The organism is Neomesorhizobium albiziae, from assembly GCF_900114255.1.
GTDB lineage: Bacteria > Pseudomonadota > Alphaproteobacteria > Rhizobiales > Rhizobiaceae > Neomesorhizobium > Neomesorhizobium albiziae.
Window position 1 is genome coordinate 19691 of sequence record NZ_FOSL01000032.1, and the last position, 14194, is coordinate 33884.

Below are 14194 nucleotides of genomic sequence, written 5' to 3' on the forward strand. Positions count from 1 at the left end.
TTTTGTTCTCAGATCGAGAAGTGCGCGAGCCTAGAAAAAACTCTTGCGCTGCCACCAACCGGCTTTCTTGGGCTTCGGCTCCTCGTCATTGGCGGCGGTCGACGAAACGATCGGCTCCGGCGGCGTTTCGCTCGGCTCGGCCTTGCGACGCGACACCCGCTGGCGGGGTTTTTCTTCCTCGGCGGCCGGTTCGGCGGCAATCGGCGCCGTTTCCGGAGCGATCGCGATCGGCTCCGCCGGTGCTTCGGCCGATACGGTTTCGCTTGCCGCAGCTTCGGCAGCGGCGGCAGCTTCCGCCTCCGCCTTCTTTGACTTGGCGGTGCGGCGCGGCTTTTTCGGCTTCGCCGCTGGAGCCTCTTCTGCAGCCGGCTCGGCTTCGATCACCACCGGCTCGACGGTTTCGACGGCCTCGACTGTTGTGTCGGTCGCAGCTACGGCTGCTGCCGCGGCTTCTGCCGTCTCCTCGTCGTCCTTGCGGTTGCGCTTGCCGCCGCGCTTTCCACGGCGGCGCTTCTTGTGCTCGCCCGCCTCATCGCCAGTTTCCGGCGTTTCAGTGGCGATCATCTCGGCACCGCCCGCTTCGATGGCGGAGCTCGTTTCACCGCCTTCATCCAGCGCGGCGACAGCCGTCGCCACGTGCGCGGCTTCGTTTGGCGCGGCGACGTGCTGGCCATGTTCGTGATCGCGCTCACGGTCACGTCCGCCACGGCGCCGGCGACGGCGCTTGCGCTTGCGGTCATGATGGCGGTCGCCTTCTTCGCTGCGCTGTTCGGGGCGGGCAGGGCGCTCGACAGCCTCGACGACGACTTCCTCTTCCTCGTCGACGATCTCGACTTCCTCGGGCTCTTCCGGCTCTACATAGGAAATTGCGGGAGCTGGAGCCGCCTCGGTCCAGCCGGCGGGCTTTTCGGCGAGCGCGCCGCGGAAGATCGCATAGTGTTGCGCGCCAACAGTCTCGTCTGTTTCCAGGGTGATGCTCACCGCGAAACGCGTCTCCAGTTCGACCAGCTTGGAGCGCTTGTGGTTGAGCACATAAAGCGCGGTCGCGGCGGGGGTGCGCACGGTGATGTGGCTGCGCGAATCCTTCAGCAGGAATTCCTCGATCGCCCTAACCACGAGCAGCGCCACCGACGAATCCGACCTTACATGCCCCGTACCGCCGCAATGCGGGCAGGGCTTCATGGTGGATTCAAGCACGCTGGCGCGGATGCGCTGGCGCGACATTTCGAGCAGGCCGAAATGCGAGATGCGACCGACCTGGATACGGGCGCGGTCGTTCTTGAGGTGGTCCTTCAACCGCTTCTCGACGGCGCGGTTGTTGCGGTTCTCCTCCATGTCGATGAAGTCGATGACGATCAGGCCGGCGAGGTCGCGCAGCCTGAGCTGACGGGCGACTTCCTCCGCCGCTTCCAGGTTGGTCTGGAGCGCGGTGTCCTCGATCGAATGTTCCTTGGTGGAACGGCCGGAGTTGACGTCGATGGAAACCAGCGCCTCGGTCTGGTTGATGATGATGTAGCCGCCGCTCTTCAACGTCACCTGCGGTTGCAGCATGCGGTCGAGCTGCGCCTCGATGCCGTTGCGGGCGAAAATCGGCGAGCTGTCGCGATAGGGCTGAACCACCTTGGCGTGGCTCGGCATCAGCATGCGCATGAAGTCCTTGGCCTCGCGATAGCCTTCGTCGCCGGCGACAAGAACCTCGTCGATATCCTTGTTGTAGAGATCGCGGACCGAGCGCTTGATCAGGCTGCCTTCCTCATAGACGAGGGCGGGCGCAGTCGACTGCAGCGTGAGATTGCGGACGTTTTCCCAAAGCCGCATCAGATATTCGTAGTCGCGCTTGATCTCGGCCTTGGTGCGGCTTTCGCCGGCTGTGCGCAGGATGACGCCCATGCCTTGCGGGACGCCCAGATCCTGGACGACTTCCTTCAGGCGCTTGCGGTCCTGGGCGTTGGTGATCTTCCTGGAAATGCCGCCGCCGCGCGCGGTGTTCGGCATCAGCACGGAATAGCGGCCGGCGAGCGACAGGTAGGTCGTCAGTGCGGCGCCCTTGTTGCCGCGCTCTTCCTTGACCACCTGCACCAGCAGGATCTGCCGGCGCTTGATGACTTCCTGGATCTTGTAGTTGCGGCGCGCCGGCTTGCGGCGGTTGCGCACTTCTTCGAGTGCGTCCTCGGCGCCGACCGATTCGACCTCGTTGTCGTCGCCATGCGACCCATGAACTTCCTCGATGACGCCGCGCGTCTCGCTCTTGGAAGACTCCGTGTCGGCATTCGAGTCGGGAACGGGTTCGGAGATAACGTCGGCGTCGACCGCCGCGGCGATCACGGTCGGGCCGCTGCTCTCGCCGTCGTCATCGCCATCGCCATCGTCGCGATCGCCCTCAGCGGATTCGTCACCGGCAACCGCTGTTTCTCGCGGTGCTTCGTTGTCGAATTCGGTGCTTGCGGCTTCGCCGCTCGCTTCAGCCGTATCGCCGGAGACGGGATCGCCGTCGTCGCCGGTGGTTTCGTCGCCGCCGTCGCTGGCGCGGCGCTCGTCGCGGCCACGATTCTTGCCACCGCGCCGCCGGCGCCGGTTGCTGTTGCGATTGCGGTCCTGCCGCTCGTCGCCATCATTGTCCTCGTCGTCCTCGGCTTCGGCCTCTTCGGCTTCGGCGCGCAAAAGCGCCTGACGGTCGGCGACAGGGATCTGGTAGTAGTCGGGATGGATTTCACTGAAGGCGAGGAAACCGTGACGGTTCCCGCCGTATTCGACGAAGGCAGCCTGAAGGGAGGGTTCGACGCGGGTTACGCGAGCGAGATAGATGTTTCCTTTGAGCTGTTTCTTGTCCTGCGATTCAAAATCAAATTCTTCGATGCGGTTACCGCGAACGACAACAACCCGTGTTTCCTCCGGGTGGGAGGCGTCTATAAGCATTTTGTTGGGCATTATTTCTTGTCTCCCCGGCAGCCGCCAACAGAGGCAACCGGGCATACGAGCCCTGCCTTGCACCTGTCGGGAATGACATGCCGGACAATTGAGGGTTCGCCGGCCGCTGCCGCAGCGCGATCGACAGACCGCCCGCCGCCACGATGGCGCGGGAATATCCGGTCTTGTCCATGATCGCGCTTGAAGCCATCGCGTAACCTTGCAGAACCATTACAACTAAAGCCCGGGAAATCCGGACCAGCGATCTTCTTTGCTCTTACAGAGCCGGTGCGGGAGTGCCGTCCCGACCGTTTTCCTCACCAAGGGTTTCCGACTCACGCAGAAACGCCTTGAAGAAATCCTTCGGAAACACCGTGCCGATCGCAACCTGCGATTGGAACCGAGTTTTCGTCGCCAGACATGAAATGAAACGGCGGTGCGGACCGGTTCCGAGCATTGCGGTGATCCAATGTCGCTTTTATGATTTGCAGGCCTCAATGGCAACCCTGTTTTCAATGCCGGCAAAACAGCATTCCGCTGGGGAATGTGATCAAGAAAGGCTTGGTTAACCATAAATGGATACAAGTTGTTAATCGCCGCCGTGTCCGTACTCGCATATGCTCAAGCGAGTCGAAAGCTGGCGGTGGCTGTTCGAGCGTCCTGAAATGCGTATTGGGGTAATGCTGATTTGAGCGCGAGGGCAAATTTCTCCAGCATCGGGCTGCGCGCCGCGGCCTGCGGCATTCTTCTTTCCCTGTCGGCCCTGCTGACGCCGTCCGCAAGCGCCGCACCGCTCGAGGCGAAGGCGTACAAGATGGCCGGCGATGCCACCCGCATGCGCGTCGTCATGCAGTTTGACCGGGAGCCCGATCCGAAGTGGTTCCTGCTGCGCGGGCCGCACCGGCTGGTGATCGACCTGCCGGAGACCAATTTTTCCGTCGATGCGCGCGAGTTGAAGGCGCGTGGCCTGATCTCCGGCGTGCGTTTCGGCAATGTCGGGGAGGGGCGTTCACGGCTGATCCTTTCGGCGAAAGGGCCGTTCACCGTCGAGCGCATCGACGTGCTGGAGAATGAAAAGGCGCCGGGCTACCGGCTGGTCGCCGATATCGCGGCGGCATCGGACAAGGCGTTCGATGCGGCGCTGGCCGAGCAGGCCGAGACCACCGGCTCGACCCAGGCGACCAAGAAGGCCGATCGGCTTGGCGTGGTTGCCGCGCGGCGCGCCAAACCCTTCACCATCGTCATCGACCCGGGCCATGGCGGCATTGACGGCGGCGCCGAAGGCGTCAACGGCACGGTCGAGAAGTCGATCACGCTGGCGTTTGCGCTAGAGTTGAAGAAAAAACTGGCCGAAACAGGTCCTTACGACGTTTTCCTTACGCGCGAGAAGGACGATTTCCTGCGGCTCGACGAGCGCGTCCGCATCGCCCGCCAGCACGAGGCCGACCTGTTCATCTCGATCCACGCCGACACGATCCGACTGAAGGGCATCCGCGGCGCAACAGTCTATACAGTTTCCGACAAGGCATCGGATGCCGAGGCAGCCGCGCTTGCGGCGCGCGAAAACCTTTCAGACCAGCTTGCCGGCATCGAGATCCAGGAAGAGAATCACGAGGTCGCCGACATTCTGGTCGATCTGATCCGCCGCGAGACCCACAATTTCTCGATGCGCTTCGCCCGCTCGCTGGTTGGCGAGTTGTCGGATGCGGTTGAACTTATCAACAATCCGCATCGTTCCGCGGGATTCAGGGTGCTGAAGGCGCCAGACGTGCCCTCGGTGCTGGTCGAACTCGGCTACCTGTCCAACCCAAAGGATGAAGCGCAGCTTCGCGATCCGGACTGGCGCGGCAAGGCGGCCGCGCGTATATCGGCGGCGGTTGCGCTGTTCGCTGGCGAACGCACCGGTACGGGCGGCTAGCAGGCCGGCAACTGCGGATGCGCGAATCGTTGCGCATGCACCACAGTTCATGATTTAATTGGGTCGAATTGGATGGGCCTCTCGATGCTGCCGCATTTTGCCCACAACGGCACGACAAGAGTTGACCTCAACGGATCGGGAGAGTTCCGGCGGCTAGTGGCCGTGGCCATATATTCGGCCAAAACCCCGATCTTTGCACTGGAGCGGGCATGATACGGCTAATCGGCTATTTCTTCGGCATCGGAGTGATGCTGGCGCTGCTCGTGGCGGCCGGCGCAGGCATCTATGTCAGCGGCCTGACCAAGGACTTGCCCGATTACGAAGTGCTGGCCAAATACGAGCCGCCGGTGACGACGCGCGTCCACGCTTCCGACGGCGCGCTGATGGGCGAGTTCGCGCGCCAGCGCCGCCTGTACCTGCCGATCCAGGCCGTGCCTGACCGCGTCAAGGCGGCGTTCCTTTCGGCCGAGGACAAGAATTTCTACAACCACCCGGGCGTCGACATCACCGGCCTGTTCCGGGCGGTCATGACCAATTTCCAGAACATGGGCTCGGGCCGTCGCCCGGTCGGCGCCTCGACCATTACGCAGCAGGTGGCGAAGAACTTCCTGCTCAGCTCCAACCAGACCTATGACCGCAAGATCCGCGAGATGATCCTCGCGTTCCGCATCGAGCAGGCCTATTCCAAGGATCGCATCCTCGAACTTTATGTGAATGAGATTTTCTTCGGTCTCGGCGCATATGGCGTCGCGGGCGCGGCACTCACCTATTTCGACAAGTCGGTCAACGAACTGACACTTAGCGAAGCCGCCTATTTGGCCGCGCTGCCGAAAGGCCCCTCCAACTACCATCCGTTCAAATACACCGACCGGGCGATCGAGCGCCGCAACTGGGTGATCGACCAGATGGTCGACAACGGATACGCGACGCGTGAGGAAGGCGAAAAGGCGAAGGCCGAAGGGCTTGGCGTTTCGCCGCGCCGCAACGGCACCTACCTGTTCGCTGGCGAGTATTTCACCGAAGAGGTGCGCCGCGAGATCATCTCGCGCTACGGCGAGGACGCGCTCTACGAAGGCGGGCTCTCGGTGCGCACGACGCTCGATCCCAAGATGCAGCTGATCGCCCGCAAGGCGCTGCAGAACGGACTGATCAAGTTCGACCGTCTGCGCGGCTATCGCGGTCCCAAGGAACGTATCGACATTTCCGGTGACTGGGGCGTGGCGCTCGGCAAGGTCAAGGCCCTGAGCGACGTGCCGGAGTGGCAGCTTGCAGTGGTTCTGGACAGTTCGGATTCCGGCCTCACGGTCGGCTTGCAGCCGAAGCTCGAAGTGTCCGGCGCGCTGAAGGCCGACCGCGACCAGGCAACGGTATCGCAGGAAGACATGAGCTGGGCGATGCGCCATGTCGTCAACGGCCAACGGGTGAAGGCCAAGTCGCCGGCGGATGTGCTGAAGCCGGGCGATGTCGTCTATGTCGAGAAGAAGGAAGGCAGCCAGTACATGCTGCGGCAGCCTCCGGAGGTTTCGGGCGGTCTGGTGGCAATGGACCCCCACACGGGCCGTGTGCTGGCAATGGTTGGCGGTTTCTCCTATGCCGAATCCGAGTTCAATCGCGCCACGCAGGCCTATCGCCAGCCCGGCTCATCGTTCAAGCCGATCGTCTACGCGGCAGCCCTCGACAATGGCTATACGCCGGCTTCGGTTGTCATGGACGGGCCGATCACCATCACCGTCGGCACCACCGTCTGGTCGCCAAAGAACTATGACGGCAAGCCGGCCGGCCCGTCGACGCTGCGCACCGGCATCGAGCGCTCGCGCAACCTGATGACCGTCCGCCTTGCCAACGACATGGGCATGCCGCTGGTGGCCGAATATGCCGAGCGCTTCGGTGTTTACGACAAGCTGGCGCCTTATCTTCCGATGGCGCTGGGCGCCGGCGAAACCACCGTCATGCGCATGGTTTCGGCCTATTCCGTGATGGCCAATGGCGGCAAGCAGATCCATCCGTCGCTGATCGACCGCATCCAGGACCGCTACGGCAAGACGGTGTTCAAGCATGACGAGCGCGCCTGCGACAACTGCAACGCAGAGAGCTGGTCGGACCAGCCGGAGCCCGAACTCGTCGACAATGCCGAGCAGGTGCTCGACCCGATGACCGCCTACCAGATCACCTCGATGATGGAAGGCGTGGTCAGCCGCGGCACCGCGGTCACCGTTTCCGAACTTGGCCGCCCCATCGCCGGCAAGACCGGCACCACCAACGACGAAAAAGACGCCTGGTTCATGGGCTACACGCCCAACCTCGTCGTCGGCCTCTACATGGGTTACGACAAGCCGCAGACGCTGGGCAAGGGCTCGACCGGCGGTGGTCTTGCCGCGCCGATCTTCAAGGAGTTCATGGGGCAGACGCTGAAGGATACGCCGATCGTCGACTTCAAGGTGCCGGAAGGCATGAAGCTGATCGCCATCAACCGCAAGACCGGCATGCAGGCAAGCGAGGGCGAGCCGGGCGTCATCATGGAAGCCTTCAAGCCCGGCACCGGCCCGGCCGACAGCTACTGGGTCATCGGCGGCGACGAGATTGCCAGCCAGAGCCGCGAGGCGATTTCCCCACAGGCCAACAAGGCCCTCCAATCGGGCGGCGGCGGCCTCTACTGACGAAGCACAACGGCAAATGGGCGGGCGCGAGCGCGCGCCCATTTTGCTTTACACATTATGCGGGCGTCCCTATGTTCCGCGCCGATTCAACAATTCCCCATTCTCTTTCAGGAAGAAACAGCCTGCCATGCGCGCAGAAACCGAGAAGTTGGTCGATGAAATCAAGCAGGCGATAAGCCTGCTGAGGAGGCATCTTTGACTGGGATCCAGCAATAAAAAGGCTTGAGTACCTGAACGTGCGGGCGGAGGATTCTTCGCTTTGGAACGACCCGCAGGAAGCCCAGAAACTGATGCGCGAGCGCCAGAGCCTCGAAGACGGCATCAAGTCGGTCAAGGGGCTGACGCAGGCGCTGGAAGACAATGTCGGGCTGATAGAACTCGGCGAGGAAGAGGGCGACCAGAGCGTCATCGCCGAGGCGGAGGCGGCGATCCGCTCGCTTTCCGGCGAGGTGAAGGCCAGGCAGATCGAGACCATGCTGTCGGGCGAAGCGGACGCCAACGACACCTATCTCGAAGTGCATGCGGGCGCCGGCGGCACCGAAAGCCAGGATTGGGCGAACATGCTGCTGCGCATGTACACGCGCTGGGCCGAACGCCGCCGCTTCAAGGTCGAGGTGCTGGAAGTGCATGACGGCGAAGAGGCCGGCATCAAATCCGCCACCGTCCTGATCAAGGGCCACAATGCGTACGGCTGGCTGAAAACGGAATCGGGCGTGCATCGCCTTGTCCGCATTTCGCCATACGACAGCAACGCGCGGCGGCACACCTCGTTCTCGAGCATCTGGGTCTACCCGGTGATCGACGATTCCATCGAGATCGACGTATCGGAATCGGATGTGCGCATCGATACCTATCGCTCCTCGGGCGCCGGCGGCCAGCACGTCAACACCACGGACTCCGCCGTTCGCATCACCCACATCGCGACAGGCATCGCCGTGGCCTGCCAGGCCGAACGCTCGCAGCACAAGAACCGGGCGAAGGCCTGGGAAATGCTGCGCTCGCGCCTCTATGAGGAGGAACTGAAGAAGCGGGAAGCCGCTGCCAACGCCACCGAGGCCGCCAAGACCGACATCGGCTGGGGCCACCAGATACGGTCCTACGTCCTGCAGCCGTATCAGCTGGTGAAGGATTTGCGCACCGGCGTCGAGAGCACCAGCCCTTCGGACGTGCTTGACGGCGATCTCGATGACTTCATGGAAGCGTCGCTGTCGCAGCGCATTGAAGGCGGGGCAGGGCAAGCGGTTGCCGACCTGGATTGACCGGCTCGGAACATGAATACAGCGATTAGCAGATAGTGGAGCCGTGAGGTTTCACTGTCTGCTCCCGATCAGGTGGGCCGGGCGCCGGCGCTCATGCCCAGCTCTCCTCGAATGCCAGCTCGAACGGACCGCCTGCCAGAAACGCTTCGATGGCGGGTTCGAAGGGTGACGGGTCCAGATCGTTGGCCCGCAGCCATTCATCCGAATAATAGGTATTGGCGTAGCGCTCGCCGGAATCGCAGATCAGCGTGACAAGCGAGCCGCTTTCGCCCGCGTCGATCATGCGGGCCGCGTGGAAGCACATTGTCACGAAGTTCGTGCCGGTCGAGCCGCCGACGCGGCGTCCGAGGCGGCGCGACAGGACCCGCATCGCGGCAATCGATACGGCATCGGGCACCCGAAGCATATGATCGATCACACCCGGCACGAAGGATGGTTCGACGCGCGGTCGGCCGATGCCTTCGATACGCGTTGGCCGCTCGCAGATGCAGGCAGGATCGTGCGTCGCGAAACCTTCGAAAAATGCCGAGTGCTCGACATCGGTGACCGAAAGACAGGTCGCGTGGCGCTTGTAGCGGATGTATCGCCCGATGGTTGCCGAGGTGCCGCCGGTGCCGGCGCTCATGATGACCCAGCTCGGCACCGCAAAACGTTCACTGCGCATCTGCTGGAAGATGGATTCGGCGATGTTGTTGTTGCCGCGCCAGTCAGTCGCGCGCTCGGCATGGGTGAACTGATCCATGAAGTAGCCGCCGTGCCTTGCTGCCAGTTCGGCGGATTCTGCGTAGATACGGTGGCCGTCATCGATGAAGTGGCAGTTGCCGCCGTAGTGGGTGATCGCCGCGATCTTCTCGGGCGAAGTCGAACGCGGCATCACCGCATAGAACGGGACGCCGATCATGCGGGCGAAATAGGCTTCCGACACGGCGGTGGAACCGGACGATGCCTCTACCACCAGAGAACCCTCGCGGATATGGCCGTTGCACAGCGCATATAGAAAGAGCGACCGCGCCAGCCGGTGCTTCAGGCTGCCGGTCGGATGGGTGGACTCGTCCTTCAGGTAGAGGTCGATGCCGGGATGCGCGGCGGTGTCGAGCTTCCATAGATGAGTGTCGGCCGAACGGTGCTGGTCGGCCTCGATGGCCGCCACCGCGCGGTTGACCCAATCGCGGGCGTCGGCCGATGTCCTGCGCGTCGGCATTTCTCCTAGGTCCTTCAGTCCGGCGCGTCGAATGTCACGATGGAAACTTCGCCTTCCAGCGCGCCCTGATAGGCCGACAGATGCGGCTCGTCGTCCGGCTCACCCTGCATGTCGCCGATCTGGTCGAGTTCGGCTTCGGCATAACCTTCGGCGGCGAGCGATTCCAAAGCGCGACGCACAGCCGAATCGTCGTCCGGCGCCGTTAGGAAGATGTGCACGCCTTCCACCTTGCCGCCTTTCTTCTTCCATACGCGCCCGGTGATGATGGTGACCGGCCGTTCTTCGTTGTCGTTCATCCTGTGATTCCTTCGGTCCCGGCGCGAAGGCGGGGTTGCGATGTCGATGACGGCACTTTTCGCATGATTGCCGCAGGGCTGTCAGTGCAAAACGTGTCTTTTTCTGTTTCGCTTTTGCGGGATAGCGCAACAAAATTGCGCGCATGCCAGTCATGCGCCACGCGCGATTGTTTTGGCGAGATTATTGAAGGTGCGGGCTTGACGGTTCTGGGTCTTGCGAGTAGAAGCCGCGCAGTCTGAACCGATGTGAGGTCTGGCTTTCCGGAACGTCTCGTTCTGGAGTTTGCCTCAAACAGGGTTCGTTTTACGAGCGAAACGACATTTCCGGCGTGCACGAAGCGGCTTCCGCTTCCTCTGCTTTTTGTTCGGGCAAGACCGCCAGTCGCGGTTCGTGGCCCGAATTTGCGTATGGAAATGGCGCTCGAAGCCGCCCGCGAAGGGTTTGAGACACGGAATTTGTAGAGACAAGAGGGTTTAATGCCTACCGTCAACCAGCTGATCCGCAAGCCGCGCCAGGCGCCGGCGACGCGCAACAAGGTCCCGGCCATGCAGCAGAACCCGCAGAAGCGGGGTGTCTGCACGCGCGTTTACACGACGACGCCGAAGAAGCCGAACTCGGCCCTTCGCAAGGTCGCGAAAATCCGCCTGACCAATGGCTTCGAAGTGATCGGCTACATTCCCGGCGAAGGCCACAACCTTCAGGAGCACTCCGTGGTGATGATCCGCGGCGGCCGCGTGAAGGATCTTCCGGGTGTGCGCTATCACATCATCCGCGGCGTGCTCGACACCCAGGGTGTGAAAAACCGCAAGCAGCGCCGTTCGAAATACGGTGCCAAGCGTCCGAAGTAAGGGCTTTCCCCCGGCTTCGGCGCTTTTTTACCTGCGCCAGGCCGTCGATAATGAGAGACGAGAGATATGTCCCGACGTCACAGTGCAGAGAAGCGCGAAATCAACCCGGATCCGAAGTTCGGTGATCTGGTTGTTACCAAGTTCATGAATGCCGTCATGTATCACGGCAAGAAGTCGGTCGCCGAGACGATCGTCTACAGCGCCCTTGACCAGGTGCAGGCCAAGACCAAGCAGGAGCCGGTTTCGGTCTTCCATCAGGCGCTCGACAATGTCGCGCCGCACGTGGAAGTTCGCTCGCGCCGCGTCGGTGGTGCTACCTACCAGGTTCCGGTCGATGTCCGTCCGGAGCGCCGTCAGGCGCTTGCCATCCGCTGGCTGATCACCGCTGCCCGCAACCGCAACGAGACGACCATGGTCGATCGCCTGTCGGGCGAGCTGATGGATGCCGCCAACAACCGCGGCACCGCCGTCAAGAAGCGTGAAGACACCCACAAGATGGCGGAAGCCAACCGCGCCTTCGCGCACTACCGCTGGTAAGCGCGAACGAGACTGAGAGGCACCTCCCATGGCCCGCGAATATAAAATCGAAGACTACCGCAACTTCGGCATCATGGCGCACATCGACGCCGGCAAGACGACGACGACCGAGCGCGTCCTGTATTACACGGGCAAGTCGCACAAGATCGGCGAAGTCCACGACGGCGCTGCCACCATGGACTGGATGGAGCAGGAGCAGGAGCGCGGCATCACCATCACGTCTGCCGCCACCACGACCTTCTGGAAGGGCCGTGACGGCAAGATGCGCCGCTTCAACATCATCGACACGCCGGGCCACGTGGACTTCACCATCGAGGTCGAGCGTTCGCTGCGCGTTCTCGACGGCGCGATCGCTCTGCTCGACGCCAATGCCGGCGTGGAGCCGCAGACGGAAACCGTCTGGCGCCAGGCCGACAAGTACCGCGTGCCGCGCATGATCTTCTGCAACAAGATGGACAAGATCGGCGCCGACTTCTACCGCTCGGTCGAGATGATCGGCTCGCGCCTCGGTGCGCAGGCAGTCGTCATGCAGCTGCCGATCGGCGCGGAGACCGAATTCAAGGGCGTCGTCGATCTCATCGAGATGAACGCCCTGGTGTGGCGCGACGAGAGCCTGGGCGCTGCCTGGGATGTCGTCGAGATCCCGGCCGACCTCAAGGATCGCGCCGAGGAATACCGCGAGAAGATGATCGAAGCCGCCGTCGAGATGGACGAGACGGCCCTCGAGAACTACCTCGAAGGCAAGATGCCGTCGAACGACGAACTGCGCGCGCTGATCCGCAAGGGCACCATCGCCGTGAAGTTCTTCCCGATGTTCTGCGGCTCGGCCTTCAAGAACAAGGGCGTGCAGCCGCTGCTCGACGCCGTCGTCGAGTTCCTGCCGTCGCCGGCCGACGTTCCCGCCATCAAGGGCGTCGATGCCAAGACTGAAGCCGAGATCGAGCGTCATGCCGACGACAACGAACCGCTGTCGATGCTGGCGTTCAAGATCATGAACGACCCGTTCGTCGGTTCGCTCACCTTCGCCCGCATCTATTCGGGCAAGCTCACCAAGGGCGCTTCGCTCGACAACACGGTGAAGGGCAAGAAGGAGCGCATCGGCCGCATGCTGCAGATGCATGCGAATTCGCGCGCTGACATCGAAGAGGCTTTTGCCGGCGACATCGTCGCTCTGGCCGGCCTCAAGGACACGACCACCGGCGACACGCTGTGCGATCCGCTGCACCCGGTCATCCTGGAGCGCATGGAATTCCCCGATCCGGTCATCCAGATCGCCATCGAGCCGAAGACCAAGAACGACCAGGAGAAGATGGGCCTCGCGCTTCATCGTCTTGCCGCCGAGGATCCGTCCTTCCGCGTCAAGACCGACGAGGAAAGCGGCCAGACCATCATCGCCGGCATGGGCGAGCTGCATCTCGACATCATCGTCGACCGCATGCGCCGCGAGTTCAAGGTTGAAGCCAATATCGGCGCTCCGCAGGTGGCCTATCGCGAGACGATCACCCGCACCCACGAGCAGGACTACACGCACAAGAAGCAGACCGGCGGTACCGGCCAGTTCGCCCGCGTCAAGATCCTGTTCGAGCCGGATGCCGAAGGCGGCGAGTTCAAGTTCGAGTCCAAGATCGTCGGCGGTGCGGTTCCGAAGGAATACATCCCGGGCGTTGAAAAGGGCATCAACAGCGTGCTGTCGTCCGGTCCGTTCGCCGGCTTCCCGATGATCGGCGTCAAGGCGACGCTCATCGACGGCGCCTTCCACGACGTCGACTCGTCGGTTCTGGCCTTCGAAATCGCCGGCCGCGCCTGCTTCCGTGAAGCAGCGCCCAAGCTTGGCGTGCAGCTGCTCGAGCCGATCATGAAGGTCGAGGTGGTGACGCCGGAGGATTACGTCGGCAACGTCATCGGCGACCTGAACGGCCGCCGTGGCCAGATCCAGGGTCAGGAGACCCGCGGTGTCGCCGTCGTCGTCAACGCGATGGTGCCGCTGGCCAACATGTTCAAGTACGTCGACAATCTGCGTTCGATGTCGCAGGGCCGCGCCCAGTACACGATGCAGTTCGATCACTACGAGCCTGTGCCGACCGCGGTCGCTCAGGAAGTTCAGAAAAAATACGCGTAATTCCAAGGGATTGCAGCGTTTTATTAAATCAACGCCCTTATCGGGCTAGCAGGAATGGAGACCTCACATGGCCAAAGGTAAATTCGAGCGTAATAAGCCTCATGTGAACATTGGCACGATTGGTCACGTTGACCATGGCAAGACGTCGCTGACGGCGGCGATCACCAAGTATTTTGGCGAGTACAAGCCTTACGACCAGATCGATGCGGCACCTGAGGAGAAGGCGCGCGGCATCACGATCTCGACGGCGCATGTCGAGTACGAGACGCCGGCCCGTCACTATGCCCATGTCGACTGCCCCGGCCACGCCGACTATGTGAAGAACATGATCACCGGCGCTGCGCAGATGGACGGCGCGATCCTGGTTGTTTCGGCAGCCGACGGCCCGATGCCGCAGACCCGCGAGCACATTCTTCTGGCCCGCCAGGTCGGCGTTCCGGCGATCGTGGTG

The 14194-nt window shown here is 62.5% G+C and carries 10 protein-coding genes; 7 read left to right on the plus strand and 3 right to left on the minus strand.

Annotated features, from left to right (window positions below; translation table 11 throughout):
• Positions 1–30: 30 nt before the first annotated feature.
• Positions 31–2928, minus strand: a complete 2898-nt coding sequence (locus F3H98_RS27350; protein ID WP_149763711.1) for an Rne/Rng family ribonuclease — start codon at positions 2926–2928, stop codon at positions 31–33.
• A gap of 667 nt (positions 2929–3595) precedes the next feature.
• Between F3H98_RS27350 and F3H98_RS27355 the strand changes: the two genes are divergently transcribed.
• The 3 genes from F3H98_RS27355 to prfB all read left to right on the plus strand — a co-directional run bounded on the left by F3H98_RS27355 (position 3596) and on the right by prfB (position 8741).
• On the plus strand, positions 3596–4825 hold the full coding sequence (locus F3H98_RS27355; RefSeq protein WP_425294884.1) for an N-acetylmuramoyl-L-alanine amidase: 1230 nt from the start codon (positions 3596–3598) through the stop codon (positions 4823–4825).
• 209 nt (positions 4826–5034) lie between these two features.
• Positions 5035–7482 carry a penicillin-binding protein 1A gene (locus F3H98_RS27360; RefSeq protein ID WP_149763713.1) on the plus strand — a complete coding sequence of 816 codons (2448 nt, stop codon included), beginning with the start codon at positions 5035–5037 and terminating at the stop codon, positions 7480–7482.
• Between the two features lie 127 nt (positions 7483–7609).
• Positions 7610–8741, plus strand: a protein-coding gene (prfB, locus tag F3H98_RS27365) for a peptide chain release factor 2 (RefSeq protein ID WP_149763715.1) whose coding sequence is annotated in 2 segments (ribosomal slippage) — positions 7610–7675 and positions 7677–8741 — 1131 coding nt in all. Because the reading frame shifts where the segments join, the coding sequence is not laid out codon by codon here.
• A gap of 91 nt (positions 8742–8832) precedes the next feature.
• Here prfB and F3H98_RS27370 read toward each other — a convergent pair.
• Positions 8833–9942: a PLP-dependent cysteine synthase family protein gene (locus tag F3H98_RS27370; RefSeq protein WP_149763717.1), complete on the minus strand. Its 1110-nt coding sequence runs from the start codon at positions 9940–9942 to the stop codon at positions 8833–8835.
• A gap of 14 nt (positions 9943–9956) precedes the next feature.
• On the minus strand, positions 9957–10238 hold the full coding sequence (locus F3H98_RS27375) for a transcriptional regulator (RefSeq protein ID WP_149763719.1): 282 nt from the start codon (positions 10236–10238) through the stop codon (positions 9957–9959).
• Between the two features lie 477 nt (positions 10239–10715).
• Between F3H98_RS27375 and rpsL the strand changes: the two genes are divergently transcribed.
• From rpsL to F3H98_RS27395, 4 genes are all read left to right on the plus strand, one after another.
• The gene (gene rpsL / locus F3H98_RS27380; RefSeq protein ID WP_106775706.1) at positions 10716–11087 is read left to right on the plus strand and encodes a 30S ribosomal protein S12; all 372 of its coding nucleotides are present in this window, start codon (positions 10716–10718) and stop codon (positions 11085–11087) included.
• A gap of 66 nt (positions 11088–11153) precedes the next feature.
• Complete coding sequence (rpsG, locus tag F3H98_RS27385) at positions 11154–11624, plus strand: 30S ribosomal protein S7 (RefSeq protein ID WP_149763721.1); 471 nt, start codon at positions 11154–11156, stop codon at positions 11622–11624.
• Positions 11625–11652: 28 nt separating this feature from the next.
• Complete coding sequence (gene fusA, locus F3H98_RS27390) at positions 11653–13743, plus strand: elongation factor G (RefSeq protein WP_149763723.1); 2091 nt, start codon at positions 11653–11655, stop codon at positions 13741–13743.
• Positions 13744–13810: 67 nt separating this feature from the next.
• Positions 13811–14194, plus strand: a 384-nt coding sequence (locus tag F3H98_RS27395; RefSeq protein WP_149763725.1) for a GTP-binding protein, incomplete at its 3' end; no start/stop codon positions are given.

Bases quoted from the DNA above. Each gene is read 5' to 3' on its own strand.
- F3H98_RS27360 (WP_149763713.1), top strand. From the start codon at position 5,035: ATGATACGGCTAATCGGCTATTTCTTCGGCATCGGAGTGATGCTGGCG.
- rpsG (WP_149763721.1), top strand. From the start codon at position 11,154: ATGTCCCGACGTCACAGTGCAGAGAAGCGCGAAATCAACCCGGATCCG.
- F3H98_RS27375 (WP_149763719.1), bottom strand. From the start codon at position 10,238: ATGAACGACAACGAAGAACGGCCGGTCACCATCATCACCGGGCGCGTA.
- F3H98_RS27370 (WP_149763717.1), bottom strand. From the start codon at position 9,942: ATGCCGACGCGCAGGACATCGGCCGACGCCCGCGATTGGGTCAACCGC.
- F3H98_RS27350 (WP_149763711.1), bottom strand. From the start codon at position 2,928: ATGCCCAACAAAATGCTTATAGACGCCTCCCACCCGGAGGAAACACGG.
- rpsL (WP_106775706.1), top strand. From the start codon at position 10,716: ATGCCTACCGTCAACCAGCTGATCCGCAAGCCGCGCCAGGCGCCGGCG.
- fusA (WP_149763723.1), top strand. From the start codon at position 11,653: ATGGCCCGCGAATATAAAATCGAAGACTACCGCAACTTCGGCATCATG.